Source organism: Brevibacterium sp. S22 (genome assembly GCF_004745485.1).
Classification (GTDB): domain Bacteria; phylum Actinomycetota; class Actinomycetes; order Actinomycetales; family Brevibacteriaceae; genus Brevibacterium.
Genome location: NZ_RHFG01000007.1, coordinates 60,661 through 87,255 on the forward strand (window position 1 = coordinate 60,661; position 26,595 = coordinate 87,255).

Genomic DNA, 26,595 nt, shown 5'->3' on the forward strand with positions numbered 1-26,595 from the left:
ATCGGCTGTCATGGTGGCGGTGCCTCGGCGATGCTGGCAGACATGAGCCATGACACCACCGTCCGCGACGACGCGGCAGACTCCACCTTGATCCGCGCCGACCTGACCCGACAAGCTGGGGAGTTCGTCGACAGTGCGACCTTCATCGACCGCCTCTCCCGAAGGGTCGCGCGCCGCACGGAAAGTCAGGCGCCCGGCAGCGGACCTGCCGCCTCGGCGTATCTGTCCGAAGAGATCATTCCCGAACTCGATGAACTCGGATTCGACTCGACCATCTATGACAACCCGGAATCCGGCGAGCACCCGCTGCTCATCGCCTCCCGCATCGAGGCCCCGGACCTGCCCACGGTCCTACTCTACGGGCACGGGGATGTGCAGTTCGCGCACGCCTCACAGTGGGCCGAGGGCCTCGACCCCTGGGTGCTCACCCGCGACGGCGATCACTTGTACGGTCGCGGCACCGCCGACAATAAGGGCCAGCACAGTGTCAACACCGTGGCGCTGCGCACCGTCCTCGATGGCCTCGGCGTCCGGGATGGCGGACTCGGGTTCAACGTCAAGGTGCTCATGGAAACCGCCGAGGAGGCCGGGTCGAAGGGGCTGCGGTCGTTCGCCGCCGCACACGCCGCCGAACTCGACGCCGACCTCTTCCTCGCCTCCGACGGCCCCCGGATCGCCGCCGAAGCGCCTACCCTCTTCCTCGGTTCCCGCGGGGCCCTGAACTTCCGCCTCGTCGCCCACGAACGCGACGACAGCCACCATTCGGGCAACTGGGGCGGCCGCCTGCGCAACCCGGCCACCGTCATCGCCGCGGCGATCAACGCCCTCGTCGACGGCAACGGAGTCATCAGGATCCCGGCGCTGCGCCCGACCGATCCTCCCGGCTCGGTGCTCGAAGCAGTCGCGAAGCTGCCCGAGGTCGTCGAGGACGGTGCGCCAGAGACCGACCCGAGCTGGGGCGAACCGGGACTGAGCCCAGCCGAGCGGGTCTTCGCCTTCAACGTTCTCGAGGTCCTCGCCCTCGATGCGGGCGACCCGGCTCAGGTGGTCAATGCGATCCCGGGAACCGCCTCGGCGAGTATGCAGCTGCGCTACGTCGTCGGCACCGACGTCAGCGATTTCGAGAACCGGGTCCAGGCCTTCCTTGAGGAGCAGGGCATCAGGGGAGTCGCGGTCGAATTCGAGCACTGCATGCCGGCGACCCGGCTCGACCCCGACTCACGGGTCGTGACCGCCGCCGCGGAATCGATCCGGGCGACGACCGGGCTCGAGGCCGCGGTAGAACCCAATCTCGGGGGGACGATTCCGAACGACGTCTTCGCCGAGGTGCTCGGACTGCCGACCGTGTGGGTGCCGCATTCATACCCGGGCTGCCATCAGCATGCGCCGGACGAACACGCGCTGCTCTCGGTGCTCAGGCAGGGCGCGGAGATCATGACGGGGATCTTCTGGGACATGCGGGCGAGCCCCGATGACTGGTTCACCTCGAAGTGAGTACGTTTCAACTCGAAGTGATCGTGCCCCTGATTTCGTCAGGCAACATCACTGACCACAACACAGCAGGCGAAGGAGCCCAGCCATGACAGAACAGCTGTCCGCGCAGAACACGGCAGAGAAGCCGCCGGTGAAGTCCTGGAAGGTCATTACCGCGGCCTCGGTCGGCAACGCCCTCGAGTGGTACGACATCTCGGTCTACGCTTACTTCTCCGTCTACATCTCTGTGGCATTCTTTCCGTCAGAGAGCCATGCCGTGTCGGTGATGCTGGCGTTGGGTACGTTCGCGCTGTCGTTCTTCATCCGCCCGGTGGGAGCGATCGTGCTCGGCAGCTTCGCCGACCGCAGGGGCCGCAAGCCCGCACTGACGCTGACGATCTGGCTGATGTTCGCAGGCACCCTGATGATCGTGCTCATGCCTCCGGCACACGTCATCGGACTGGCCGCACCGCTGCTCATTCTGCTGGCCCGGCTCGTTCAGGGCTTCGCCGCCGGTGGAGAATTCGGTTCGGCGACCTCGCTCATGGTCGAACACCTGCCCAATCGCCGAGGCTTCGCCGCGAGCTGGCAGTTCACCTCGCAGGCGATGTCGACGATCCTCGCCTCCGTCATCGGCGTCGCCGTGACGACGACACTGACGCAGGAGCAGCTCGAGACCTGGGGCTTCCGCCTGCCGTTCATCGTCGGACTCCTCGTCGGACCGGTCGGCCTCTACATTCGTCGGCATGTGCCGGAATCCCCTGAGTTCATTGCCGCACGGGCCGAGAAACCAAAGGAAGCAGCGGCCATCGGGGGCGTGCTGCGTCACCACAAGCTGGCCGTGGTGTTGGCGATCGGTGCGATCGCGGTCTCGACCTGCCTCAACTACTTCATCACCTATGTTCCGACCTATGCCGTCGACAACCTCGGCATGACGAGTTCGGCAGGATTCTGGGCGACTCTCGTGTCCGGGATCGTGCTGCTCTTGTTCACCCCGGTCGCCGGCTACTTCTGCGACAAGGTCGGACGGCTGACCTTCATGATCCCTGCAGCGCTCGCCGTCATGGTGCTCACCTGGGTGCTGTTCACCTGGGTTGTCGCAGCCAATGCGCTGACAGTGCTCATCATCGCGGTCGTCATCTTCTCACTGCTCAAGGCCGCGTACTACGGGCCGCTTGCCAGCGTCATGGGCGACATCTTCCCGACCGAAGTGCGCGGGACAGGGCTGTCCCTGGGCTACAACGTCGGCGTCGCGGTCTTCGGTGGACTGACTCCGCTGGTCGCAGCCTGGCTCATCGGCGTCACCGGCGATGCGAAGGCGCCGGCCTACTGGGTGTTGCTCGCCGGTGCGCTGAGCGTGGCGGCGATCCTTGTCGTGTGGAAGAAACTCGGCGTGCGGTGAGGCTGACCCGGCAGCTGCTGGGCTGTCCTCTGCTGGGCCTGGTTCTGCCGCACCGAGACAACGGTCGAGCGCCGAGACCACTGTGTGCACACAGTGGTCTCGGCGCTCGACCGTTGTCTCGATGAAGAGGGTCGGTGGGGTCGGATTCCTCAGACGTTCGCTGGGACGGTGTCGGCCGCCTCGGCGCGGGTTCGCTTCTTCTCCCCGAGGTGTCCGATGATGGCTGCGGCGGCGATCATGACGGCGACGATGGCGATGCCGATCCACTGATTGAGCAGGAGGGTCGCCGCTCCCGCCAGCGCGCCGATGAGGATGAGGACGACGGCCAACAGCCGGCGGACCCAGCGGACGCTGTCGCCGCCGGCTAGCCGGGAGTCCGAGGCGAGGCCGACGATCGTCGAGGTCACGACCACGGTGGTGACATCGGCGATCTTCATCTTCCTCGCCGCGGCCGCCTGCGCGCCCATGAGGGCCGAGAGCGCGGAGGTGAAGATCGTGCCGGCCAACCCGATCTCCGGGTCGGGCACGATTGCTACGTAGAGCGACAGCGCCGCGCAGCCTGCGGCGACGATGCCGAAGATCACGGTCGTCTGGTGATGCCAGGCCTCACCGATGTCGCCGAGGATCCGGCCCGACAGTGCCGCGCCGACCATGAAGAAAACCAGGGCGAGGGCGGGGCGGAGGACGGGAATGCCCTCGGCGCCGGTCAGACCCATGCCGAGGATGACGACGTTGCCGGTCATGTTCCCGGTGAAGACCTTGTCGAAGCCGAGGTAGCCGATCGCGTCGACCATCCCGGTCGAGAATGTCAGCAACAGCAGCATGGCCAGGTCGAGTCGGCGGGTCATGGGCGTCCTTTCCGGGCGAGGGGAGCCGGCATCAGTGCCGGAATGTCGCCATGAGGTGTAGTTTGTATACAAAACTGTAATCAGGAGACGGTCGGCCTGCAATCGAGGGCTGGTCGGAGTTGTCCGGGTATCGTCGGTATCGACTGCTGACTGAGACCTGCACGCCGAACGACGATCAGCTGACCACCGCCGAAGGACTTTGCCCATGCCTTACACTCCGCCCCCGGCCTTCACCACTCGACCCACACTCGAGGGGCACTTCGGGATGGCCGCATCGACGCACTGGCTGGCCACCGCGGTCTCGCAGGCGGTGCTCGAACGCGGCGGGAACGCCTTCGACGCGGCAGTCGCGGGTGCCTTCGTCCTCCACGTCGTCGAACCTCACCTCAACGGTCCCGGTGGAGACATGACCGGCATCTTCGCCACCGCCGAGTCGCCCGACCGTCCGCAGGTGATGATGGGTCAGGGCCCCGCCCCGGCAGCAGCGACGATCGAGCACTATCGCTGTGAAGGGCTCGACATGGTTCCCGGCGCGGGAGCGCTGGCCGCCGCAGTTCCCGGAGCCGTCGACTCCTGGCTCAACCTGCTCGAACATCACGGCACGTGGGAGCTGTCCGACGTCCTCGACTTCGCTATCGACTATGCGGACAACGGTCACCCGATCCTCGCTCGAACCGCCGGCACGATCGCAAAGGTCCGTGAACTCTTCACCGAGCACTGGCCGAGCTCCGCGGCCCAGTGGATGCCCGAAGGTCGAGTCCCCGAGCCTGGTGAACTCGTGTTCAACCACCCATACGCCGAGGTGCTGCGCCGCCTCATCGCCGCGGGTGACGGTCTGTCATCGCGCGAGGAGCGCATCCGCGCGGCCAGGCGGGAATGGAAGTCCGGGTTCGTCGCCGAGGCGATCACCCGGTCCGTCACCACTCCACACCGGCACTCGACCGGCGGTGACCACGCCGGGGTGATCACCGTCGAGGACATCGCCGGATTCGAAGCCGGTTTCGAGGACCCCGTCACCATCGACTTCCGCGGGCACCAAATCGCGAAGATCGGGGCTTGGGGCCAAGGTCCGGTGCTGCTGCAGACGCTGAAGATCCTTGACAGCTTTGGCAACGACCGCCTCGATCCGTCGACCGAGCTCGGCGCGCACACCATCCTCGAGGCCCTCAAGCTCGCGATGGCCGATCGTGACACCTACTACGGCGACACCGAAGTCGACCTCGACTGGCTGCTCAGTGAAGACTACGCCGCCAGCCGACGCAGCCTCATCACCGAAGAAGCGTCGTCTGATTTCCGTCCCGGGGCAGGTCGCGACGGTGCCGCAGCCATCTTCACGATTCCGCTGATCCCCGAGGAGGGTGACAGAGAAGCGCTCATCAAGGCTGGGATCGGCGAGCCGACCGTGCAGAAGAACGGCACGAACAACGGCGACACCTGCCACATCGACGTCGTCGACCGGTGGGGTAACATAATTTCGGCGACTCCGTCCGGCGGGTGGCTGCAGTCCTCGCCGACCGTGCCGGAACTCGGGTTTTGCCTCGGCACCCGCCTGCAGATGATGTGGCTCGATGAAGAGGCGCCTTCGGTGCTGAAGCCGGGCAAGCGACCGCGCACGACGTTGACGCCGACGCTTATCTCCAAAGACGGGCAGCCGGTGATTGCTCTCGGCTCGCCCGGCGGTGACCAGCAGGAACAGTGGCAGTTGCTGCTCATCCTGCGCATGCTCGTCGGCGGATACCGGGCACAGGAAGCCATCGACGCCCCGGCCCTGCACACGACGTCACTGGCGGGGTCGTTCTGGCCACGCACCTGGGTTCCGGGAGGAGCCGTCGTCGAGGACCGCCTCGGCGAGGAGGTCATCGAAGGGCTCATCAACCGCGGTCACAACGTTACGCGCGCCGGGGGATGGGAGCTCGGGCGGCTGTCGTGCGTGACCAGGGACCCGGATACCGGGCGGCTGAGTGCCGGCGCGAATCCGCGCGGGGCCCAGGGCTATGCGGCGGGGAGGTGAGCATGTCCGATTCGCATGAGCGGGAGGTCGGTGCGCGAATCCGCGCCGACATCATCGCCGGGGTCCATGCTCCCGGTGCGAAGCTGCGGGAAGTCGCGCTGGCTGAGCAGTACGAGGTCTCCCGGATTCCGATCCGCGAGGCCCTGCGATCCCTCGAGGCCGAAGGGCTGGTTGAGTCACGGAAGTACAGCGGCTCGATCGTCGCGCCCTCGCCCGTCGAAGATGCCGAAGATCTCTTCGAGATCCGCATCGTGCTCGAGTCGGCGACCGCGAAACGTGCGGCCAAGCGTGCGGCCGCGCTCAATGCCAGCGACACTCCCGATGGCAGATGGCGGGAACTGCGCAAGGAGATCAGCGAGATCCTCGACGCCGGGGACGCTGCCATCGGGCAGGAGCGTTTCGAGGACCTCGCGGTGCTCAACATGCGCTTCCATTTCGCTGTCGCCGAACTCAGCGGCAGCCTGTCATTCATCAGTCTGCTGCGGCAGATCTCCGGCAAGATCGAGTGGCTGTACTCGCTCAACCTCATGCGCCGCGGCCCCCAGGCCTGGCCCGAACACCGGGAGATCATCGCGGCCATCGACGCCGGCCAGGAGGCGAAGGCCGCCGAGGTGATGGCCCGGCACGTGCGCCGCAGCCGCGATTCCTACTTCGCCATGATGTCCGACGAACACCCCAGAACTACCTGACGGCGGCCCAGCAACCTGGCGCCACGTTGCTGAACCGCCGTCAGGTGCTTCGAAGATAGGTGCTCAACTTCCAAGACAATGGGCCCTGGCGGCGCTATGGGGCACCTTCTCATCAAGATGTTTCCAGCGTAGACGGCAATCTCGGTTGAAATTGCTAAGGACTACCTGCCGATGTCTTCAGGGCCGGGGTTGAGTGAGAAGTTGAGTTCGTCGCGCTCGACTACAGAAAGCCATGTATTTCCTGCATCGGCGATCTCCTGCAGTTCCTCATCTGTTGGAATGACAGACTCTCGTGCGCCCGTGATCTCCACGGTCAAATCCGACCAGGTCTTTACTAAGTCATAGATCTCGTCGAATCCGGTGCAGGGCGTGGACTCGGAATCTTCCTCGACGAAAGTGACGACTTCGTCTAGAGCGTTGGTGAAAGTGAGGGCGAAAACTGATGGTTCGAGTTCGTCCCTTGTGCCAACGGGGGTAGAGAAGTAGATGACGACATCTTCAGCTTTGTCAGCTGAGGGGCAGATCTCCATCGCTGATTCCACTGCGTCTTGTTCTGCTGAGGTGGCATCGGACTGGTTTGATCCATTGCCGGAGCTCTCCTGAGTTTCGCTGGAACCGCACGATGCCAATAGGAAAGAGACTGCGAGTAGTGAAGCGCATGCGCGCAAGTGTCGGGCCATAAATCAATAGTAGTTGAAGTATGAATTATCGGCATACTGAGTCGGGCGTGATGGGTTCTGGTAGTTGCTTTTGTCGTTGCAGGCAGCTTGGTGTAGTTGAATTGTCGCCCGGTGCCTACAAGACTTCTGCGAAGTCTGTGCTGCGACGCCAAAGCACCTCCAGAAGCACCTGACGGCGGCTCAGCAACCTCGCGCCACGTTGCTGAACCGCCGTCACGTAGTAATTGGGGTTACTGGGAGGTGAGGAGGCGGTCGAGTTTGTTGTAGCCCTCGACGATGCCGTGCTCCATGCCCGAGGCGACCATGCCGTCGCGGGATTCGAGTGAGTCGAAGACCGACGTCGACTGCAGTCTCGTCCGTCCGTCGCCGAGGTCGGTGAGCGTGAGGATCTCGAGGTTGACCGCGTCCGGGAAGCCCTCGAAGGTGAAGGTCTGGACGATGCGCTCGTCTTCCCGCACCTCGTGGAAGGATCCGAAGAACCCGTACTCGCCGCGGTCATCGGTCGAGACGTAGCTCCAGTTCCCGCCGGTGGTCGGATTCCACTCGCGGACTGTGTTCGTGATCGTGTCCGGCCCGCACCAGCGAACGAAGAGTTCGGGGTCGATGTGGGCCCGGAACACCTTGTCCGGTGTGGCCGCGAAGTCGCGGGTGATCGACACGGTCTGCACGCCCTCGGGGACGTCGAGCTTAAGTGTCGAGTAATCGGCTGTGGTATCGGTGGTGGTCATGTCATGCTCCCTTGCTTGACTGTTGTTGTGTTGAGGTGGCGGTTCCGCCCGCCGAGGCGGCACCCGGGTCCGCGTTGCCGACTGATTCGGGCGTGGCATTCGCCGGCGCGTCAGCGTCCATCTGTGTGAGGACGGCGTCGAGTCGCTGATAGCGCTGTTCGGCCTGCTGCTGGTACCTTTCGATCCATTTCGTCATCAGATCGAACACATTGTCTTCGAGGTGGACTGGTCTGCGTTGGGCGTCGCGGGTGCGGGAGACCAGTCCTGAGTCCTCAAGCACCTTGAGATGTTTCGATACGGCCTGGAGGCTCACCTCGTAGGGCTCGGCGAGCTCGTTGACCGTCGCATCGGCAACGCTGAGCCGAGCCACCATGTCTCGCCTGGTCGGATCGGCCAATGCCGCGAAGACCTTGGACAGCTGATCTGACACTGCGACCTCCCGGGCATCCGTATCGAAACCTATTATTCAACCAATCGGTTGGCTAAAGCCTAGTGATGTCCTTCAATGTAGTCAACCATTCTGTTGAATAAAGAATCAGCGGCACGATGGCACGCGGTCTCAACTGCGGTGATGCACGGGAGGGCAGGGCCGCCGCGGCGAGGGGCGACGGATTCCGCACCGAAGAAAATCAGCCGATCACGGCCCCGCGCGCCGAGTCTGTCGTATTCTCGCCATAACGGCAGACCCGACACCGGTCGCACCGACGTGCGTCGACAGGGTCCGCCTCCCACGAGAGACGACGAAGTCTGGAGACGAAGATGCCCACCCTGCGACAGCAGCTGTTCCGGATCAAACCGGTCCCGCGGCAGAAGGAAGATGTCGAGACCGACCTCAAACGCACGATCGGCCTCTTCTCGCTGACGATGGTCGGCGTCGGATCGACGATCGGCACCGGAATCTTCTTCATCCTCTCCGAATCCGTGCCCGTGGCCGGCCCCGCGGTGATCTGGTCATTCGTCATCGCCGGGGTCGTCGCTGGCCTCGCGGTCATCTGCTATGCCGAGCTCGCCGGATCCGTTCCGGTCTCCGGGTCCTCGTACTCCTACGCCTACGCGACGCTCGGCGAGCTGCCGGCGATGGGCGTGGCCGCCTGCCTCCTCCTCGAGTACGGAGTCGCCGGCGCCGCGGTCGCCGTCGGCTGGTCGCAGTACGTCAACCAGCTGCTGTTCAACCTCTTCGGCTTCCAGATCCCGCACGCCCTGGCCTACGCCCCCGAGGAAGGCGGCATCGTCAACCTGCCGGCGATCCTCCTGCTCGCGATGTGCTGCTTCCTGTTGGTCCGCGGCACCGGCGAATCCATCGTCGTCAACGCGATCATGGTGTGCCTGAAGGTCGGCGTGCTCATCTTCTTCGTCTGCGTCGGCGTGACCGGCTGGGACTCGAACAACTTCGCTGATTTCGCGCCCTTCGGCATCTCCGGCGTCGTCGCCGGCTCCGGGCTGATCTTCTTCAGCTACGTCGGCATGGACGCCGTCGCCACCGCCGGTGACGAGACGAAGAACCCGAAGAAGACGATGCCCCGCGCCCTCATCTCCGCCCTCATCATCGTCACCTCCGTCTACGTCCTCGTTGCCGTCGCCGCCCTGTCCGCCCAGCCGTGGGAGGAGTTCGAGGGGCAGACGGCGGGTCTGTCGGCCATCCTCGAGAGCATCGTCGGTTCCCAGTGGCCCGGCACGATCGTCGCCGCCGGCGCCGTGATCTCGATCTTCTCCGTCACGTTGGTCTCCATCTACGGCCAATCGCGCATCCTGTTCACGATGGCCGGCGACGGCATGATGCCCAAGCTCTTCCGCGAGGTCAATCCCCGCACGCTCACCCCGGTCAAGGGCACGATCGCCGTCAGCGTCGTCGTCGCGATCCTCGCCGGGTTCATCCCGCTGAACTTCCTCGCCGAGATGACCTCGATCGGCACCCTCGTCGCCTTCGTCGTCGTGTCCCTGGCCGTGATCATCCTCCGCGTGCGCGAACCGAACTTAGAGCGCGGCTTCAGAGTCCCGTTCTATCCCGTCCTGCCGGTGCTCTCGATCATCGGCTGCTTCTGGATCATCTCGAGCTTGCAGCTGATCACTATCGTCGTCTTCGTCATCTGGACTGCCTTCATCCTCGGTCTGTACTTCGTCTTCGGCCGCAAGTCCTCGGTGCTGGGCAAGCGGCTCGCCGAGGCGGGACGCACTGATTCCGATTCCACAGGAGGAGAGAAATGAGCATCGTCGTCGGGATCGCACCAGGTCAGGACAACCGGGCGGCCATCGAGCTCGGCATCGTCCTCGCCCGCACTTACAAGCGCCGGATCGTCGCGACCGCTGTCGACTCGTCTGCCTTCCCGATGGCTCCCGTGCACTTCGAGGGTCAGTACGCGAAGAGATTTCGGAAGGTCGCCGAGGTGGCCCTCGACGAAGTGCGCACGCTCATTCCCGCCGACATCGAGTCCGAAATCGTGCTGCACGAATCCCGGTCCTCGCGCCGGGGGCTGCTCGAGATGTGCGAGAAGGCGGAGGCCTATCGCCTCGTCGTCGGTCCGGCCGCTGACGGCAGTGAGGGCAGGATCGCCCTGGGATCGGTCTCGAACGGACTGCTCCACAGTGCACGCCTGCCCGTGGCGATGGCTCCGGCTGGTTTCACTGCCTCGGAGGGGGCGCGGCTGAAGAGGATCACGGCCGCGTATTCGGGGTCGTCCACCTCGGCGGACCTCATCCTCGGTGCGGCCATGGTCTCGGCGCAGTCGGATGTGCCGTTCCGCATCGCCTCGTTTGCCCCGCGTTCACGGGTGGTCGCGTCCGCGAATGTTCCCTTCGATATGGAGTCGAGCGTCGTCGACGAGTGGGCGAAGGTCGTCCAGCGTGACACGGACGAGATCCTGTGCTCGATCGAGCAGCTGCACATCAAGCCGGGAGAGACCGATGTCGTCGTGGGTACCGGCGCGAACTGGGCCTCGGCGCTCGGGGCCGTCGAGTGGGAACACCCCGAGGTGATGATGCTCGGCTCCTCGGGGCTCGGCGCGCTCAAGCGGGTGTCGTTGGGCAGTCATGCGATGCGGATCCTTCAGCACTCTCCGGTGCCGGTCGTGGTCGTGCCCCGGCGGGCGAAGGCCGACTACACCCGGCAGCCCGGCGTGTGATCCGCAGCCGTTGGCGCACCCGGCCTGGCGGCGGGGTGGCCCGGCGGCGTATTCGGACTGGCGGCGCACCGGCCGGGCGGCGAAGCGGTCTGGCGGTGAAGCATACGATATGGCGGCGCGGTGGTGCGGCGGCTAAGCATCCCTCACCATCAGCGGAGAATCCTCGCGTTGACGGCACGTCCTACAGTCCGCAGCGCATCCCTCACCGGTAGCGGCTCAACCTCCCGCAGGAGCGCGGTGTTGTGCTGCGAACGGTGAGGGATGCTTGAGGGTCGGGTCCGGCTGTGGCGGCTTGTGACGATTTTCAGTGAGCGGATCGCCATTCGGAGAGTGTCCAATACTTGAACAGTTCAAAATTAGTGCTGGTGAGTTCGTTAGCGTGTCGGCAGGTCACAATGACGTGGCCGGGAGCTAGTAGAGAGGAACCGCATGGAACTGCTGCGACTGGGACCGATTGGACACGAGATTCCGGCGGTCCGCCACGACGGGGTCTACTTCGACCTGCGTCCGCTGACCGATGAGATCGACCCGAATTTCTTTGCCTCAGATGGCATCGACCGAACTCGCACGGCGCTCGAGGCCGGGGAGCTCGCAGAACTCGACCGAGCGGGCGAAATGCGCCTCGGCGCACCGCTGACCAGGCCGTCTGCGATCGTGTGCGTGGGCATGAACTACGCCGCACATGCCAGAGAGGCCGGTGCGGAACCACCCGAGCGTCCCGTCATCTTCTTCAAGATGCCCTCGACGATCTCCGGTCCCACCGACCTGATCGAGCTGCCGCCGTCTGCGACGAAGGCCGATTGGGAGGTCGAGCTCGGAGTGGTCATCGGTACGCAAACCTTCAGGGTCGCCTCGGCGGAGGAGGGACTCGACCATGTGGCCGGCTACGTGCTCGCCAACGATCTCTCGGAACGTCGCCTGCAGATCGAGGAGTCCGGCGGTCAGTGGTCGAAGGGCAAGAACCTGCCCGGATTCACCCCGCTCGGCCCGTGGATCAGCCCCGCCGCCGAGGTGGACCCCGGTGACCTGCGACTGCGCAGTTGGGTCAACGGTGAGGCCAGGCAGGACTCGACGACGAGCGACCTGATCTTCTCCGTCGGAGAGATCGTCTTCCAGCTCAGCCAGGCGATGGCCTTCGAGCCGGGAGACGTCATCCTCACCGGCACCCCGCAGGGCGTGGCAATGTCCGGAAAGTACCCGTACCTGGCCGACGGTGATGTTGTCGAGCTCGAGATCGAGGGGCTCGGGCGGCACCGGCAGGTTGTGGCCGCCACGGACTGATGGGCCCCGTCGCCCTGTTCGATGCCCGCGGCAGTTTTCGCACGTGAGAACACCCGGAGGAAGGCTGGCAGGATCGGACGTCGTTGAATCTCGTGGCACAGAACGAGGGGCAGTGCTCCACTGTTGGTGCACTGCCCCTCGTCAGTTAACTGTGGCTGAACCGAGGTTCAGCGCTGCTGGCCGAAACCGCCCTGCTGACCGGCTCCGCCCTGCTGGCCGCCGGGTGCGCCGCCCTGCTGGCCGTTTCCGCCCTGGCCACCTTGACCGGGAGCTCCGCCCTGGTTCTGCTGGCCGCCCTGATTGCCCTGCTGGCCGCCCTGAGGCTGATTGGCCTGGTCAGCGTTGGGCTGCTGTCCGCCGCTCTGCTGGCCCCCGGGTCCGCCCTGCTGGCCGCCCTGGTTGCCTGGCTGGCCGCCGGGTCCACCCTGGCCGCCCTGTTGGCCGCCCTGGTTGTCTCCTCCGCCGACGAAATCGCCCGCTGCCTGGCGGCCCTGGTCAACCTGGTCGGAGAACTTTCCTCCGGTCGCGCTGTTGGCTGCGTCTGCCGCTTTGTCGAGGCCCTGATTGGCTACATTCTGTCCCTGTTCAGAGTTGACGGCGTCCTTGGCCTTGTCTGCGAAATCTCCGATTCCCACGGTGAAACTCCTTTTCAGTAACGTAACGTCGCTGGCTGCGACTGCTCCTCCAGTCTTGGAGAACAGCTGGGATGAGGCAACAGCCGACAAGGAAAATTGCGCGAAGTTCGCTCAAGTCTCAGGTGATGTTCAACTGATGCCAAAACTTCACATGACTCTCAATGGAGAGGGCGGTGCGCAAAGCGCGATATCCGCGATAGAGTTCGCCCTCGGCACTCAGCTCAGGTGAGCGCTTCAGTGAGATCGACGGCGACGGCACCGATATCCCGGCCTCTGGGAGAAACTCCTGGCACGATGGAACTAGCAGTCACGGACGAGAACCATGATGGTCGGAGCGCAGCCGCGCCGCGCCGGACCGTCGCCTGATAAGGAGCATCGACATGAGCACGCACCGACTTCCCCTTGACGGTGTGCGAGTCCTCGAACTCGGCAATTACATCGCCGCGCCCACTGCCGGGCGGATGCTCGCCGACTTCGGCGCCGAGGTGATCAAGGTCGAACGTCCCGGCACCGGCGACGAGCTGCGCAATTGGCGGCTCAAGGCCGGCGACACCTCCATGCTTTACCGCACCATCAACCGCAACAAGAAGTCCGTCGTCCTCGACCTGCGCAGCGACGAAGGTCGTGAGGCGGTGCTCGAGCTCGTACGTCGCTCGGACATCCTGCTGGAGAACTTCCGCCCCGGCACCCTTGAGAAGTGGGGGCTCGGCCCGGACGTCCTCGAAGCCGCCAACCCGGACCTCGTGCTCGTGCGGATCTCCGCGTTCGGGCAGACCGGCCCGATGTCGGCCCGCCCCGGGTTCGCAGCCGTGGCCGAGGGATACTCCGGTTTCCGCGAGCTCGTCGGCGACCCCGACCGCCCACCCGTGCGCGTGGGCATCTCGATCGGCGATTCGATCGCCGGCATGCAGGCCGCGTTCGGTGCCGTGATGATGCTCTTCGACCGACAGCGACAGAAGATCGCCGGAGCCGCCGAGGCGGTCGTCGGGTCCGCGCACGGATTCGAAGGGGAGGGTCCGCTGTCCGAGCGGACCGTCGATGTGGCGCTCAACGAGGCGATGTTCTCCATGATGGAATCCCTCGTCCCCGACCACTCCGCCTTCGGTGAGATCCGCACCCGCACCGGGGGTCGGATGGAGGGCATCGCACCCTCGAACGGCTACCTCTGCGCCGGTGGGAAATCCGTAGTCATCGCCGGCAACGGCGATGGAATCTTCGGCCGTCTGATGACGGCGATCGACCGTCCCGACCTCGCCGAGGATGCCGAACTGCAGACGAACGCCGGCCGTTGGCAGCGGCGCGAGGAACTCGACGAGGCGATCGGCGCGTGGTGCGCCGAACGTGAGGTCGAGGACGTGGTCGAGGTCTTGGAGGAGGTCGGCGTTCCGGCCGGACCGATCTACACAGCCGAGGACCTCGTCGCCGACGAGCAGCTGGCCGCCCGCGGAATGATCCAGCACCACGACGTCTCCACCGGCGAAGAAGTCCTCGAGGACGTCGCCTTCCCCGGCATCACCCCGGTCATCGGCGGCGAATCCATCGCCATCGACCACCTCGGCCCCGATCTGGGCGAACACACCGAGGAAGTGCTGGGGTGGTTAGGGCTGAAGTCGGCCGACGGCAGCTGAAATCGACCCTGTCGGTGGCGGTCGAATAGGTCTACCCTTGGGCTCATGGGCGAGCTCATGTACTCGATCAACGTCACCGTCGACGGCTGCTGCGACCACCGCGTCGGGCTCATCAGCGAGGAGCTGCACCGGCACCATGCGCACAATCTCGCTCGAGCCGACGGTCTGATCTTCGGCCGGACCACCTACGAGATGATGGAAGACGCATGGCGTCGCCCCGACGGTGACACGACCCCGCCGGAGGATCTCGATCCGTTCGTTGCCGCGATCGATCCGGCCCGCAAATACCTCGTCTCTTCCACGCGGAAGACCGCCGAGTGGAACACCGAGATCATCCGCGGAGACCTCGCCTCGGCGATTCGTCGACTCAAGGAGGAATCGGAGACCGGGCTGATCGTCGGGGGAGTGACGCTGCCGCGCGGACTCGCCGAGCTCGGGCTCATCGACGTCTACGAATTCGTCGTCCACCCCATCATCGCCGGGCATGGCCCCTACGTCTTCGCAGGTCTCGCCGAGGTCGTCGATCTCGTCCCCGATGGACGCGGCGAGCTGCCTTCCGGGCACGCCGTCCTGCGGTTCCGACCGATGCGCTGAGCCTCAACGTCGTCGAGTCCCGACAACCCCAGACCCGAGGAGTCCCGTTAGACGGGAACGGCACCCCTCAATACTGTTCGTGTTCTCACATACCGGGCAGATTGCCTATCGCACATCCTCCGACCTGTAGTAACAATGGGAACAGCCGCGCATCGCCGCACGACGAACGACCCTTCCCGATCATCGGGAAGATGTGAGAAGGAGTCCCATGGTCCGGCCCACTTCCGTCGACATCCTCGACACCACTTTGCGCGACGGTCTGCAGATCGAGAAGGCCATCGTGCCCACCGAGATCAAGGTCGCGCTCGCCGAGAAGCTCATCGCCGCCGGACTGACGCACATCGAAGTCGGATCCTTCGTCAATCCGAAGAAGGTCCCGCAGATGGCCGACACCGACGAACTCCTCCGTCGCCTGTCTCGCCACGAGGCCGATGGGGTCGAGTTCTATACCCTCGTCTTCAACCTCAAGGGTGCCCAACGCGCCGTCGATGCCGGCGCGAAGAACATCAAGCTCGTCCTCTCTGCCTCCGAGGGACACTCGAAGGCGAATTCCGATGCCTCCATCGCCGAGGCGTCCGACCGCCTCATGGATGCGGCGAACTTCGCCCGTGAACAGGGGCTGCGCTTCGACATCACCACTGCCGTGAGCTTCATCTGCCCCTTCGACGGGATCACCGAGGCGGGCCACCTCGTCGAGGTTCTCCGTCCCTTCGTGGACGCCGGAGCGCACGGAATCGGGGTGGCCGACACCATCGGGAACGCCAGTCCCTCGCTCGTCCGCCGCAACACCTCGGCGGTTCTCGAGGCCTTCCCGGACAAGCCGGTCAACCTCCACCTCCACGACACCTATAACTTCGGCATGGCCAACGTCATCGCCGCCCTCGACCTCGGCATCTCGCACTTCGACGCGGCAATGGGCGGACTCGGCGGCTGCCCCTTCGCACCGGGAGCGGCCGGCAACATCGGCACCGACGACCTCGTCCATCTCCTCCACCGCGAAGGCGTGGCCACTGGCGTCGACGTCGAGGCCCTCACCGAGGTGCGTTCACCCCTCATCGATGCCGTCGGGCACGAGCTGACCTCGAGCCTGTCCGACATCCCTGCCACCCCCGCGGTCTTCGACGGGCGGTTCGCCTCTGCCTCGGTGAGGGACTGACATGAGCACCGAGGCGATGCGCAACGCGACCACGGACCCGACCCAAGTCCAACCGCCCGCCGAGCCTCTCCCGCTCGAAGGCATCCGCGTCATCGAGTTCTCGCACATGGTCATGGGGCCCAGCTGCGGGATGATGCTCGCCGACCTCGGCGCCGAGGTCATCAAGGTCGAACCACGCGGAGCCGGCGACAAAACCCGCTACCTGCCCGGCTCCGGATCCGGGCTGTTCCCTGCGTTCAATCGCAACAAGCACAGCGTGCAGCTCGACATCGCCGAGGCGGCCGACCGTGACCGCGTCCTCGACCTCATCGATTCCGCCGATGTCCTCCTCGAGAACTTCCGCGTCGGCAAGATGGAATCGATGGGCTACGGATTCGAGGAACTCTCCGCCCGCAATCCCGGACTCATCTACTGCTCCCTCAAGGGATTCCTGTCCGGCCCCTACGGGAACCGGGCCGCCCTCGACGAGGTCGTGCAGATGCTCGGCGGATTGGCCTATATGACCGGTCCACCCGGTCAGCCGCTGCGCGCCGGGGCCAGCGTCAACGACATCATGGGCGGGATGTTCGGAGTCATCGGCATCCAGTCCGCACTGCGGGTGCGTGAGACCACAGGCCGCGGAAAACTCATCAACTCCGCGCTGTTCGAGAACAACGCGTTCCTCGTCGGCACGCACATGGCGCAGGCGCAGATCAGCGGCGAGCCACCTCGTCCGATGCCGACCCGGCAGGCCACCTGGGCCGTCTACGACATCTTCCGCGACGCCGAGGACAATCAGGTCTTCGTCGCCGCGGTCTCCGACGGGCAGTGGCGCGACCTCTGCGACGAGTTCGGACTGACCGGCCTCGCCGCGGATCCGGACATGTTGACCAACCAGGGACGAGTCGACCAGCGTGACCGCATCCACCGCGAACTCCAGACGGCACTGTCGCAGCTCAGCCTGAGCGAGATCGAAGAGAAGTGCACCCGCCGCGGGCTGCCCGTCGCTCCGGTCAACACCCCGGCCGACCTCACTGATGACCCGCACCTCGTCGCCTCCGGAGCGCTCGCCTCCACCGGGTTGCCGACCGGTGACAGCGTCGATGTGCCGCTGATGCCGCTGACCTTCGACGGGCGCAGGCTCGGTCTGCGCAGCGATGTGCCCGAACCGGGCCGCCACAACACCTACTACCGCGACGGCCCCATTGTGCCGACCGGTCCACCGGCTGACGGACCGCAGCCCACAGGACCATCGCACCACGGCACCAACTGAAAGCACGACGCGAACTGAACTCACAACTGAACACACAAGGGGACATCTCATGCGATCAACGACGATCACACGCACACGTAGGGCCACCTCGGCGAGCGAGGGACCACGACTGAACCGCCGCAACCGCGCGGTCGCGGTCGGAGCCGCGCTCGCCACCGTTGCACTCGTCGCCACCGCCTGCGGCAACAAGGCACAGCCCCCGGGCGAAGGCGGGGACTACCCGAAGGGGCCGGTCACGGTCACGGCCCCGGCCGAACCCGGCTCCGGCTGGGACACCACCGCCCGCGCCATGACCGAGGCGCTGCAGAAGGACGACATCGTCACCAGTCCGCTGCCCGTCCAGAACAAGCCCGGCGGCACCGGCTGCTCGTGGATCACCTCGATGATGCAGCAGGAGAAGGGCAAAGACGACCAGATCGCCATCACCTCACTGGCCAGCCAGACGATGAAGGCCCGCGGACTCTGCGAATACGGCCCGCAGGACACGACCCTCATCGCCACCCTCTACGTCGAAGACTTCATGGTCGTGACCCCGGAAGACGGGGACTTCAAGGACCTCGACGCCCTGGTCAAGGCGCTCAAGGACGACCCGCAGAAGGTCACCGTGGCAGCCGCCGGGGATGACACCCTGCCCTTCGCGCTGTTTGCAAAGGAGGCCGGCATCGACCCGGCCGACATCAACTTCGTCAACTACGACGGCGGCGGCGAACAGACCACGGCCATGCTCAACGGAGACGCGAAGGTCGCGATCGCCGGCATGAGCGAATTCCGCTCCGTGCTCGAGGCCGGGGACATCACACCGCTGGTCACCTTCGCCGAAAAGCCCCTCGCCGCACCCTTCGACGACGTCCCCACGGCAAAGGACGCCGGCTACGACGTCACCCTCGGCAACTGGCGCGGCGTCTTCGGCCCCGCCGAGATGCCCGACGAGGCCGTGGACTACTGGGCCAAGGCGCTCGAAGACATGAGCAAGTCCGACACCTGGCAGGACACGCTTGAGAAGAACCAGTGGGCCTCCGAATTCAGCACCGGAGACGACGCTCAGACCTACGTCGACGAAGCGGCGAAGACAGTCGAGGAAGGCGTCAAGGAGACCGACCTGGGCAACAGCAAATGAGCACGCACCGCGCCGACCTCTTCACTGGGTGCGCCGTCGCCGTCATCGGCGCGGTCTACTACATCGCGACGTTCTCCATCCAGGAGACCGCGAACATCGTCACCCCGCGCACCTTCCCCGCGATCGTCGGCATCGCACTCATCGTGCTCGGCCTCTTCCTTGCAGGTCAGGCCATCTTCCGGCACCGGAAGAACACCCTCGCCGAGGTGGGAGCTGGGTCCTCCGGGTCTGCTGAGGTGAGGGGCGATGTGCAGAGAAGCGCAGCCTCGGTGCGGGAATCGTCGGACTCCGACGATGCTGACGGTGGCGTCGGCGGGGTCGTGCTCGAGGCGCCACCGGAGGCGCCGGCGCGGAAGATAGTGTTCCAGTTCGTCCTTTTCTTCATCTACCTGGCGATCCTCATCCCGGTCGGCTTCCTGCTCTCCACGGCAGCCTTCCTCATGGGACTGACCAGCATCTACGCACCGGATAAATGGATCCGCAACCTCATCTTCTCCGTCGCCTTCGCCGTGGTCATCTACGTGGCCTTCGTCTACGGGCTCGCAGTGTACCTGCCCGTCGGGATCCTGGGGTGAGGGGGCTGTTATGAACACTCTCATCGATCTGGGAGGCGGTTTCGCCTCGGCGTTGGAGCCGGTCAGTCTCGCCTTCGCCCTCCTCGGTGTGCTGTTGGGCACGGTCGTCGGAGTGCTGCCGGGCATCGGCCCGATCTCGGCGATCGCGATCCTCATCCCCGTCTCCTTCGGGATGGAACCTGTTCACGGACTCATCTTGCTCTGCGGCATCTACTACGGGTCGATGTACGGCGGATCGATCACCGCGACACTCATCAAGACCCCTGGCGAGGTCGCCAGCGCGGTGACGGCGATCGAGGGCTACGAGATGGCTCGGCAGGGCCGGGGCAAGGCGGCGCTGGCGACGGCGGCGATCGGCTCGTTCCTCGCCGGAACGCTTGCGATCATCGGTCTGACGTTCCTGTCGCCGGTGCTGGTCCAACTCGCGAGTGTCTTCGGCGCCACCGAGTACTTTCTGCTTATGGCCACCGCGCTGCTGTTGGCTTCGACGATGTCGGCGGGGTCGCGGACGAAGGCGCTCATCTCGATCTTCATCGGGTTGGCAGTCGGGCTCGTCGGACTCGACTTCCAGACCGGCCTGCCGCGACAGACCTTCGGCATCGACCTGCTCTCGGACGGCATCGACTTCACGATCTTCGCGATGGCGCTCTTCGCCATTCCTGAGGCGATCCGCAACCTCGCCCTCGGCCGCGGGGCGAAGGAGACGATCCAGAGCTTCGGTGAAGACAAGTGGATGACCAAGCAGGACTGGCAGCGCTCGGCAGGACCCTGGGCGCGTGGATCGGTCCTCGGCTTCATCATCGGCGTCCTCCCCGGCGTCGGACCCTCGCTCGCGTCCTTCATGTCCTACATCATGGAGAAGCGGGTCTCGAAGCGGAAGGACGAATTCGGCCACGGCGCCATCGAAGGTGTGGCCGGTCCCGAAGCTGCGAACAACGCGGGCGTCGGCGGTGCGATGATTCCGTTGTTCAGCCTCGGCATCCCGGGTTCAGCGACGACGGCGCTGCTGCTGTTCGTCTTCACGATGTACGGTCTGCAACCGGGACCGCTGATCTTCCGCGAGGAGACCGGTCTGATCTGGACGATCATCGCGAGCATGTACATCGGCAACGTTGCGCTCATCATCCTCAACCTGCCGCTGGTCGGAGTGTTCGTCAAACTGCTGAAGATGCCCAAGGAGATCCTCTTCTCCGCCATCCTCGTGCTCGTCGTCATCGGCGCCTACGCCATCGAGTTCAGCCTCTTCGGGCTGATGATGCTCGGCATCTTCGGTGTCATCGGCTACCTCATGGAGAAGGGCGGGATTCCGCTGGCTCCGGCGATCCTCGCGCTTGTGCTCGTGCCGCTGCTCGAGGACAACTTCCGCCGCATGCTCCAGATCTCCGGCGGCTCGTTCGCACCCCTGGTCACCAGGCCGGTGTCGCTGTCGATCATCATCCTCATGGTCCTGGGCATCGTCGGACCCGTAGTCTTCCGCTGGTGGGTATCCCGGCGGAAGCTGCTCGCCGATGTGACGGTGTCATGAACAGCAGCATGAAGACTCCTGCTGGCGATCCACCGCCGGAGATCGGCGTCATCGACCGCAGTGCCGCGATCCTCACGGCGCTCCAGGACGTACCGATGACCGCCGCCGAGGTGTGCCGACGACTCGGGTACTCGAAGTCGACGACTTACCGGCTGTTGTCGGACCTGCGGGCACACAAGTTCATCGTCCGTGACTCTGCCGGGCTGCTCAGGTTGGGTCCGTTTCCCGGGCGTCGGAATATCGCGACGACGAACTCGGTGCTCGAGCATCTGCGGACGCTGACGAACGAGTCCGTGCAGCTGTGGGTCCGGGTCGGCGAAGATCGGGCGTGCGTGCGCAACGTCGAGGCCGATCATGAGCTGCGGGTCTCACGCAGCGTCGGCACGATCCTGCCGCTGACCGACGGTGGGTCGGCGGCGTTGGCCCTGTGCGGGCCCGGGAATCCCATCGAGTTCTATTCGACGAAGCAGGCCCGGAGGCCCGACGTCGCCTCGGCGAGCGTGGCCTTCACCGTCGAGGCGACGGTCTTCGCGCTCTGCGTGTCGTATCCGCTGACTCGGGAACCAGAGAATGTCGCCGGCGCGTATCGGACCTTGTTGGCGCAGGCCGCCGTCGAGCTGCGGGCGCTGCTCGATGGCAGTGAGGAGCTCGAAGTGCTGCGCGATATCGCCCGTTTGGCGCTGGGTGCACGAAAGCAGGCGGGGGCGTAGGAGGTCCCTTCTCTCCGTGGGTGGTCATTCCGGTCACGTTCTGCTGAGACCTGCGTGACCAGAACGACCACTTAAGGACGCTGAACCCGGGGCAGGGCTCAGCCGAATGGGCTGATCGCGAAGCGTCCCCACGCGACGAAGAGCATGGCGGTCAGGAACAGCAGGTCGCCGGCCAGGTCCCTGTATTCGGATCGGCGGATGCGTTCGGTTACGGCACCCGACATATAGAGGGCCATGCCCGAGGCGGCCACCGGCACCAGCCAGGCGAGCGGGGCCACGAGCGCAGGCAGGATGAGCCCGAGCCCTCCGAGGACTTCGATGACTCCCATGAACTTCACTTTGCCGGGGCTGAAGTCCGTCGGCCAGTGCAGCTTCGCGGCGTATCTGTCGTATGACCAGGTGAGTTTGACGATGCCGCCGGCGGTGAAGGCGATGGCAAAGATGCCGGCGATGATCCAGAGTGCGATGGACATTGTTCTCCGCTCTCCTCCGTCTTTCGGCGGTGAAAGGCGAAGAATGCTCATCAGAATGCGACACGGACCGTGCCGATAGATCGACACTCTAGTGCGAGCGCGTATCGGAGTCAACGGCACGAGCTGTGCCGATCCAGTAGAGTCGCACTATGAACGCCTCCCCGGATTCCCATCGCCGGCAGCAGCCGCCGCAACCCTCGCAGTCAGCGAACGCCTCGAAATCCCCGCGCCGTCGCGGCGCCGAGCGCACTCGTGAACTGCTCGAGGTCACACTGGCAATGGCCGATGAAGTCGGCTACGGCGGTCTGAGCATCGAGGCGATCGCGTGGAGGGCCGGCGTCGGAAAGCACACGATCTATCGCCGCTGGTCATCCTTGCCCGAGCTGCTGCTCGATACGCTCGAGCACGTCTGGGTCAGCGACTTCGACTATCGGACGACGGGGAGCATCCGCGATGATCTGCGCGAACAATTCATCCGCTCCTCGCAGGGGCTGAAGAGTCCACCCTTGGGGCCCATCTACCGTGCGGTCATCGCTGCAGCCCAATCCGACGAGCAGCTGCGCGAAACCATCCACGCGCGGTTCCTCGCCACGGTCGAGTCGCGGACTCTCGCCCGGGTGCGACTCGCGCAGGATCGGGGCGAACTCCGGTCGGACGTCGACCTCGAGCCAACGATCGATGTCCTCGCCGGCTCGTTGTATTACCGCTGGGTGCTCACGACACGGCCCGTCGACGAGGGGGTCATCGATGCCCTCATCGATATGTTCATGGACGCCTACGGGCGGTCGGATCACTCAGCCGGAGGCTGACCGAGGTAGAAACCGGTTGTCCGTTCGGCCGCGGCCCGCGCCTGATCGACGGGTGTGCCTGCGGCCGCCGAAGCCTCGCCCCAGCGGGTGCTGGAGGTGCGGACGAATTCCTGAGCCGACGCCGAGGCGACCCATTCGTTCTCATCTGCCGGCCGTCCCGTACCGGCCACGAGGTGGTTGGCGAGGCCGAGGAAGGAGAGATCCCACCCGACACCGGTGGCGCCGGGGCCGAATCGAACCCAGAAATCGGCGTTCGCCTCTCCCGCGTGTGAGTGCTCGAGTGTCAGTCGTGCGCCGTCGTCCGCCTCGGCGATACGGACGGTGACATGGCTGATTCCGCCGGCGAATTCCCAAGTCAGCGAGTAAGACTGCAGGGGTTCGCACTCCTCGACCGTGCCCGAGGCATTGCCTTCGATCCGGTAACGGCCGCCGAGTTCGAGGTCGCCGCTGACCGGTGCGAACCAGCGTTCGAGGCGGGCCGGATCGGTGCAGGCGTCCCAGAGGTCGGCGGCGGTGGTCGGGTAGGTCTGGCTCAGTGTCTGGACCGTGTGCTGAGTGTCGCCCTCGACGGTGATGTTCAGGCCGCGGTCGACGGCGTCGGCCTGCGCAGCGAGGACCTGGTCTTCGGTGGGGCGCCCGGAGTCGGAGGTGGTCATGACTGCTCCTCGAAGGTCGTCGATGATTGGCAGTGGTCGAAGGTGGGACGCTGGAAGTCTGCCGAAGATCGGTGGTCCTTCATCGTAACGAAGGCTGCGCTGCGGTGGAATGGCAGAGGAAGGGTGATGGGATGAGAACGGATATGTCATCTGCCAGTTCCGACTCACCGGCCGAGGCATAGTGTTGTGCGAAGACGGTGCCGCCGATCGCGGAACCGGACAATCGCGCACAACGCCCAGCGGGAGGACCCCATATGACCACACGCATCGCCGTCGTCGTCGGCAACCCGAGCCCCAAATCGCGCACCCGGCAGGTGGCCGAAGACCTCGCCGCCGAGATCGCCGACATCACCGGCTCCGAGATCGACGAAACCATCGAGCTCGCCGAGGTGACCGATGAGATCTTCGAATGGAAGTCCGACCGCCTCGACAAGCTCACCGAACGTCTGGCCACTGCCGACTTTGCGGTCATCGCCACTCCGACCTACAAGGCCAGCTACACCGGCCTGCTCAAAGCTTTCCTCGACCGCTACGACGCCGGCGGCCTGCACGGGCTGACGGCGATACCCGTCTTCACCATCGGCTCCCCGGCGCACACCCTGGCCGTCGAAACGACATTGCGGCCCCTCCTCGTCGAACTCGGCGCGAGCGTGCCGACGAAGGGTCTCGCGTTCCCGACAGCGAAGTTCGACGAGCGCGAGAGCGTCATCGACGAATGGGTCGAGAGCCAGAAGGTGTATCTGCCGCACGGTTGACTCTGGGGTCCAAAGCTGAGGTCGGTTTTCAGTTCGGTGAATCTGCAGCAGCTCGGTCCAGGGGCCAAGCTGCTGCAGGTTCACCGAGCTGGTGGGCAGACGGGAGCTATAGCGCAGGGGAGTATCAGTCGATCTGCATCTCGCCCATCGCGTCCCAACCATCGCCGTCGATCTGACGGGAGATGATCTTCGGAGTCGCTGCCAGTGCGGAATGCATCGGTCCGCCCGCGGCGATCGCGGCTTGGAAATGGTCGGACTTCACGTGCGCCTCGGCGGCATCGTCGTCGAAGGCTTCGACGAGGACGTATTCGTTCGGGTCATCGAGGCTGCGCGACCAGTCGAACCACTTGTTGCCCGGTTCGGCGCGGGTCGCCTCGGTGAACTCTCGGGTCAGCTCGGGCCACTGTTCGGCCATCTCGGGCTTGACGGGGAACTTCACGACGATGAAGATCATTCTTCTTCCTTCTCTCTGCGGGTGATTTCCTGTGTGTATTTATCGGTGACGGTTTCGTCCTCAGTGACGACGTTACGAGAACTGCATGCCGCCGTCGACGAGCATGGTCTGTCCGGTGACGTAATCGGAGTCCTCGCTGGCGAGGAACGACACGAGGTTAGCGACGTCCTCGGGCACGGAGACCCGGCCCATAAGGATATCGCCGGCGTACTTCTTGATCGCCTCACCCTTGGCCAGCCCCTCCTCGGCGGCGAGCTTCTCGTCGATGAGATCCCACATCGCGGTGCCGACGATTCCGGGACCATAGGCGTTGACGGTGATGCCGTGCTTGGCCCACTCCATCGCCGCCCCCTGAGTGAGGCCGCGAACTGCCCATTTCGTCGCCGAATACGGCGACAGCAGGGCGAAGGGGCGGAAGGCGACGATCGAGGCTGCGCCGATGATCTTGCCGCCGTTGCCCTGCTCGATCATCTGCTTCGCCGCGGCCTGATACGAGAGGAAGACGCCGGTGAGGTTGACGTCGACGATCTTCTCGAAATCGGCCTTCGAATAGTCGATGAGGGGTTCCACTTGGGCGATCCCGGCGTTCGCGACGAAGACGTCGAGTTTGCCTCCCGCGTCGACGGCAACCTCGACGAGGCGGCTCAGCGAATCCTCGTCCGTGACGTCCACCTCGGCATCGATGGCCTTCCCACCTGCGCTTTCGATCGCGGTGACGGTCTCTGTCACCCCGTCCTGCATGCTTGGCAGATCAGCGACGATGACATGATGGCCATCGGCTCCGAGCCTCTGGGCGATGCCCTGTCCGATGCCGCGGCCCGATCCTGTGACCACCGCGACGCTGTTGTTCGTGCCCATTTCTCCTCCTTGAGTTCTCCACTGCGAGCGAGCACGTTCATTCTCAGCAGAGTCGGCAGCGGGAGGACACGGTTCTTCTCATGTGGCGATAAAGCGGTCGCGGCTCAGGCGTGCTCGGCGACAGGGACGGTGACCGATCCTCCTCGAAGGTAGCTCGACGCCAGGCCCGCATGCTCACGCAGGGTCGACTCGATCTCCTTCATCCGCCCCGACATCTTCGATGACGGAGTGCTGATCGCCATCGCCCCGACCTGCATCCCCGTGCCATTGCGCACCGGAACAGCCGCGCAGGTCTGACGGGGCAGGAACTCCTCGTGCTCCCACGCGATTCCACGGGTGGCCACCTCGGCGAGGTGGAGATCGAGGGCGTCGCGGCTGATCATCGTCTGCGGGGTGAGCACCTTCATTCCGCGTGCCTCGAGGTAGTCGGTGCGCTGCGGTTCGAGCATTCCGGCCAAGAGGATCTTGCCGAACGCAGTGGCGTGTGCGGCCTCGTGGAAACCGAAGCGCAGAGGCCGCAGTCGCGGGTGTTTCTCGCAGTCGGAGCAGTAGGTGAGGATGATGTCCGAGCCGCGGTAGATCGCGAAATAGGCGGCCGTGCCCAGCGAGCGGTGGAGCTGATCGGTGATCTGCCGAATCGGTTGCGGAGCGACGAGGCGCTGCTGGAACGACAGCCCGAGCTCGAAGCACTTGGGACCGAGCTCGAAGTGTTTTGAGTCCTTGAGATAGACGAGGTAACCGGAATCGGCGAGTTCGTTGAGGAGCCGATAGACGGTGGGCAGAGGGATCTCGAGGCGGGTTGCCAGGGTCTTCGCGGCTGCACAGCCCGAAGCGGCGACTGCTTCCAAAACGGCGAAGGTTCGTTGGATCACGGCACTGTTGGTCACGCGGTCTCCTGACTGTGCGATCGCTCCGGTGGTGAACACCCGCGCCGTGGCCTCCCGTGCCGGGGCTGGCCGGGTCGGGGCCAGCTGGGCCGGGGTCGCCCGACGCAGCCGGACGGGAACGGTCACGGCTGCGGGACGGGGAGCCGCCTCGGCGATCGACTTTTTCATGTGGTGAGAACGAGGATAGTCCATGGTGTCGCGGATCACATAGGTTGCTCGTGTCAGGTCAGTGGCGGGCGTGCGTCGATGCCGTCGGCCGGAGTGGAGCAAAGGAGCATCC

27 protein-coding genes are annotated in these 26,595 nt (G+C 65.1%); 17 read left to right on the plus strand and 10 right to left on the minus strand.

Annotated elements, in window-relative coordinates:
* The first annotated feature begins 42 nt into the window (after nt 1–42).
* Together EB835_RS08425 and EB835_RS08430 are read left to right on the plus strand one after the other, a co-directional pair.
* Entirely contained in the window at nt 43–1,494 is a 1,452-nt protein-coding gene (locus EB835_RS08425) for a M20/M25/M40 family metallo-hydrolase (RefSeq protein WP_135809020.1), read from the plus strand.
* An 85-nt stretch (nt 1,495–1,579) separates the two neighbouring features.
* Nucleotides 1,580–2,875: an MFS transporter gene (locus EB835_RS08430; protein ID WP_135809021.1), complete on the plus strand. Its 1,296-nt coding sequence runs from the start codon at nt 1,580–1,582 to the stop codon at nt 2,873–2,875.
* 149 nt (nt 2,876–3,024) lie between these two features.
* On the opposite strand, the gene EB835_RS08435 is transcribed toward EB835_RS08430, so the two are convergent.
* Nucleotides 3,025–3,723, minus strand: a complete 699-nt coding sequence (locus EB835_RS08435; RefSeq protein ID WP_135809022.1) for a YoaK family protein — start codon at nt 3,721–3,723, stop codon at nt 3,025–3,027.
* A gap of 205 nt (nt 3,724–3,928) precedes the next feature.
* Here EB835_RS08435 and EB835_RS08440 point away from each other — a divergent pair, with 205 nt between their 5' ends.
* Nucleotides 3,929–5,734 (plus strand): gamma-glutamyltransferase family protein, encoded by a 1,806-nt coding sequence (locus tag EB835_RS08440; RefSeq protein ID WP_135809023.1) that lies wholly within the window; start codon nt 3,929–3,931, stop codon nt 5,732–5,734.
* 2 nt (nt 5,735–5,736) lie between these two features.
* Complete coding sequence (locus EB835_RS08445; RefSeq protein WP_135809024.1) at nt 5,737–6,423, plus strand: GntR family transcriptional regulator; 687 nt, start codon at nt 5,737–5,739, stop codon at nt 6,421–6,423.
* Nucleotides 6,424–6,584: 161 nt separating this feature from the next.
* On the opposite strand, the gene EB835_RS08450 is transcribed toward EB835_RS08445, so the two are convergent.
* From EB835_RS08450 to EB835_RS08460, 3 genes are all read right to left on the minus strand, one after another.
* Nucleotides 6,585–6,965, minus strand: coding sequence for a hypothetical protein (locus EB835_RS08450; protein WP_135809025.1), 381 nt, complete (start codon nt 6,963–6,965; stop codon nt 6,585–6,587).
* 368 nt (nt 6,966–7,333) lie between these two features.
* Nucleotides 7,334–7,831 carry an SRPBCC family protein gene (locus EB835_RS08455; RefSeq protein WP_135809026.1) on the minus strand — a complete coding sequence of 166 codons (498 nt, stop codon included), beginning with the start codon at nt 7,829–7,831 and terminating at the stop codon, nt 7,334–7,336.
* Between the two features lies 1 nt (nt 7,832).
* Nucleotides 7,833–8,261: an ArsR/SmtB family transcription factor gene (locus tag EB835_RS08460; protein WP_135809027.1), complete on the minus strand. Its 429-nt coding sequence runs from the start codon at nt 8,259–8,261 to the stop codon at nt 7,833–7,835.
* A gap of 329 nt (nt 8,262–8,590) precedes the next feature.
* Between EB835_RS08460 and EB835_RS08465 the strand changes: the two genes are divergently transcribed.
* From EB835_RS08465 to EB835_RS08475, 3 genes are all read left to right on the plus strand, one after another.
* A complete protein-coding gene (locus EB835_RS08465) occupies nt 8,591–10,036 on the plus strand; it encodes an APC family permease (RefSeq protein ID WP_135809028.1) in 1,446 nt (481 codons plus the stop codon).
* Nucleotides 10,033–10,950, plus strand: coding sequence for a universal stress protein (locus EB835_RS08470; RefSeq protein ID WP_135809029.1), 918 nt, complete (start codon nt 10,033–10,035; stop codon nt 10,948–10,950). Before EB835_RS08465 ends, EB835_RS08470 begins: the two co-directional genes overlap by 4 nt.
* Nucleotides 10,951–11,379: 429 nt before the next feature.
* Nucleotides 11,380–12,231: a fumarylacetoacetate hydrolase family protein gene (locus EB835_RS08475; protein ID WP_135809030.1), complete on the plus strand. Its 852-nt coding sequence runs from the start codon at nt 11,380–11,382 to the stop codon at nt 12,229–12,231.
* A gap of 167 nt (nt 12,232–12,398) precedes the next feature.
* Here the strand turns inward: EB835_RS08475 and EB835_RS08480 are convergent, their stop codons facing one another.
* Nucleotides 12,399–12,866 carry an antitoxin gene (locus EB835_RS08480; protein ID WP_168216672.1) on the minus strand — a complete coding sequence of 156 codons (468 nt, stop codon included), beginning with the start codon at nt 12,864–12,866 and terminating at the stop codon, nt 12,399–12,401.
* A 380-nt stretch (nt 12,867–13,246) separates the two neighbouring features.
* Here EB835_RS08480 and EB835_RS08485 point away from each other — a divergent pair, with 380 nt between their 5' ends.
* From EB835_RS08485 to EB835_RS08520, 8 genes are all read left to right on the plus strand, one after another.
* Nucleotides 13,247–14,494 carry a CaiB/BaiF CoA transferase family protein gene (locus EB835_RS08485; protein ID WP_135809032.1) on the plus strand — a complete coding sequence of 416 codons (1,248 nt, stop codon included), beginning with the start codon at nt 13,247–13,249 and terminating at the stop codon, nt 14,492–14,494.
* 45 nt (nt 14,495–14,539) lie between these two features.
* Nucleotides 14,540–15,088, plus strand: a complete 549-nt coding sequence (locus EB835_RS08490) for a dihydrofolate reductase family protein (protein WP_135809033.1) — start codon at nt 14,540–14,542, stop codon at nt 15,086–15,088.
* 208 nt (nt 15,089–15,296) lie between these two features.
* Nucleotides 15,297–16,244: a hydroxymethylglutaryl-CoA lyase gene (locus EB835_RS08495; protein WP_135809034.1), complete on the plus strand. Its 948-nt coding sequence runs from the start codon at nt 15,297–15,299 to the stop codon at nt 16,242–16,244.
* Between the two features lies 1 nt (nt 16,245).
* The gene (locus EB835_RS08500) at nt 16,246–17,496 is read left to right on the plus strand and encodes a CaiB/BaiF CoA transferase family protein (protein ID WP_240688640.1); all 1,251 of its coding nucleotides are present in this window, start codon (nt 16,246–16,248) and stop codon (nt 17,494–17,496) included.
* 49 nt (nt 17,497–17,545) lie between these two features.
* Complete coding sequence (locus EB835_RS08505; RefSeq protein WP_135809035.1) at nt 17,546–18,613, plus strand: tripartite tricarboxylate transporter substrate binding protein; 1,068 nt, start codon at nt 17,546–17,548, stop codon at nt 18,611–18,613.
* A complete protein-coding gene (locus EB835_RS08510) occupies nt 18,610–19,188 on the plus strand; it encodes a tripartite tricarboxylate transporter TctB family protein (RefSeq protein ID WP_135809036.1) in 579 nt (192 codons plus the stop codon). The genes EB835_RS08505 and EB835_RS08510 overlap by 4 nt, the downstream gene beginning before the upstream one ends.
* A 10-nt stretch (nt 19,189–19,198) precedes the next feature.
* Complete coding sequence (locus EB835_RS08515) at nt 19,199–20,713, plus strand: tripartite tricarboxylate transporter permease (RefSeq protein ID WP_135809037.1); 1,515 nt, start codon at nt 19,199–19,201, stop codon at nt 20,711–20,713.
* A gap of 8 nt (nt 20,714–20,721) precedes the next feature.
* Nucleotides 20,722–21,423, plus strand: a complete 702-nt coding sequence (locus tag EB835_RS08520) for a helix-turn-helix domain-containing protein (RefSeq protein WP_240688641.1) — start codon at nt 20,722–20,724, stop codon at nt 21,421–21,423.
* A 98-nt stretch (nt 21,424–21,521) separates the two neighbouring features.
* Here the strand turns inward: EB835_RS08520 and EB835_RS08525 are convergent, their stop codons facing one another.
* On the minus strand, nt 21,522–21,896 hold the full coding sequence (locus tag EB835_RS08525; protein WP_135809039.1) for a DoxX family protein: 375 nt from the start codon (nt 21,894–21,896) through the stop codon (nt 21,522–21,524).
* 149 nt (nt 21,897–22,045) lie between these two features.
* Between EB835_RS08525 and EB835_RS08530 the strand changes: the two genes are divergently transcribed.
* Complete coding sequence (locus EB835_RS08530; RefSeq protein ID WP_135809040.1) at nt 22,046–22,705, plus strand: TetR/AcrR family transcriptional regulator; 660 nt, start codon at nt 22,046–22,048, stop codon at nt 22,703–22,705.
* Here EB835_RS08530 and EB835_RS08535 read toward each other — a convergent pair.
* Nucleotides 22,687–23,361: an SRPBCC family protein gene (locus tag EB835_RS08535; RefSeq protein WP_135809041.1), complete on the minus strand. Its 675-nt coding sequence runs from the start codon at nt 23,359–23,361 to the stop codon at nt 22,687–22,689. The genes EB835_RS08530 and EB835_RS08535 overlap by 19 nt on opposite strands.
* Nucleotides 23,362–23,615: 254 nt before the next feature.
* Here EB835_RS08535 and EB835_RS08540 point away from each other — a divergent pair, with 254 nt between their 5' ends.
* Nucleotides 23,616–24,116 carry an NADPH-dependent FMN reductase gene (locus EB835_RS08540; protein ID WP_135809042.1) on the plus strand — a complete coding sequence of 167 codons (501 nt, stop codon included), beginning with the start codon at nt 23,616–23,618 and terminating at the stop codon, nt 24,114–24,116.
* Between the two features lie 124 nt (nt 24,117–24,240).
* On the opposite strand, the gene EB835_RS08545 is transcribed toward EB835_RS08540, so the two are convergent.
* The 3 genes from EB835_RS08545 to EB835_RS08555 form a co-directional block, all read right to left on the minus strand.
* On the minus strand, nt 24,241–24,570 hold the full coding sequence (locus EB835_RS08545) for a putative quinol monooxygenase (protein ID WP_135809043.1): 330 nt from the start codon (nt 24,568–24,570) through the stop codon (nt 24,241–24,243).
* A gap of 72 nt (nt 24,571–24,642) precedes the next feature.
* Nucleotides 24,643–25,428 carry an SDR family oxidoreductase gene (locus tag EB835_RS08550; protein WP_135809044.1) on the minus strand — a complete coding sequence of 262 codons (786 nt, stop codon included), beginning with the start codon at nt 25,426–25,428 and terminating at the stop codon, nt 24,643–24,645.
* Nucleotides 25,429–25,532: 104 nt separating this feature from the next.
* Nucleotides 25,533–26,483, minus strand: coding sequence for an IclR family transcriptional regulator (locus tag EB835_RS08555; protein WP_168216673.1), 951 nt, complete (start codon nt 26,481–26,483; stop codon nt 25,533–25,535).
* Nucleotides 26,484–26,595: the final 112 nt, after the last annotated feature.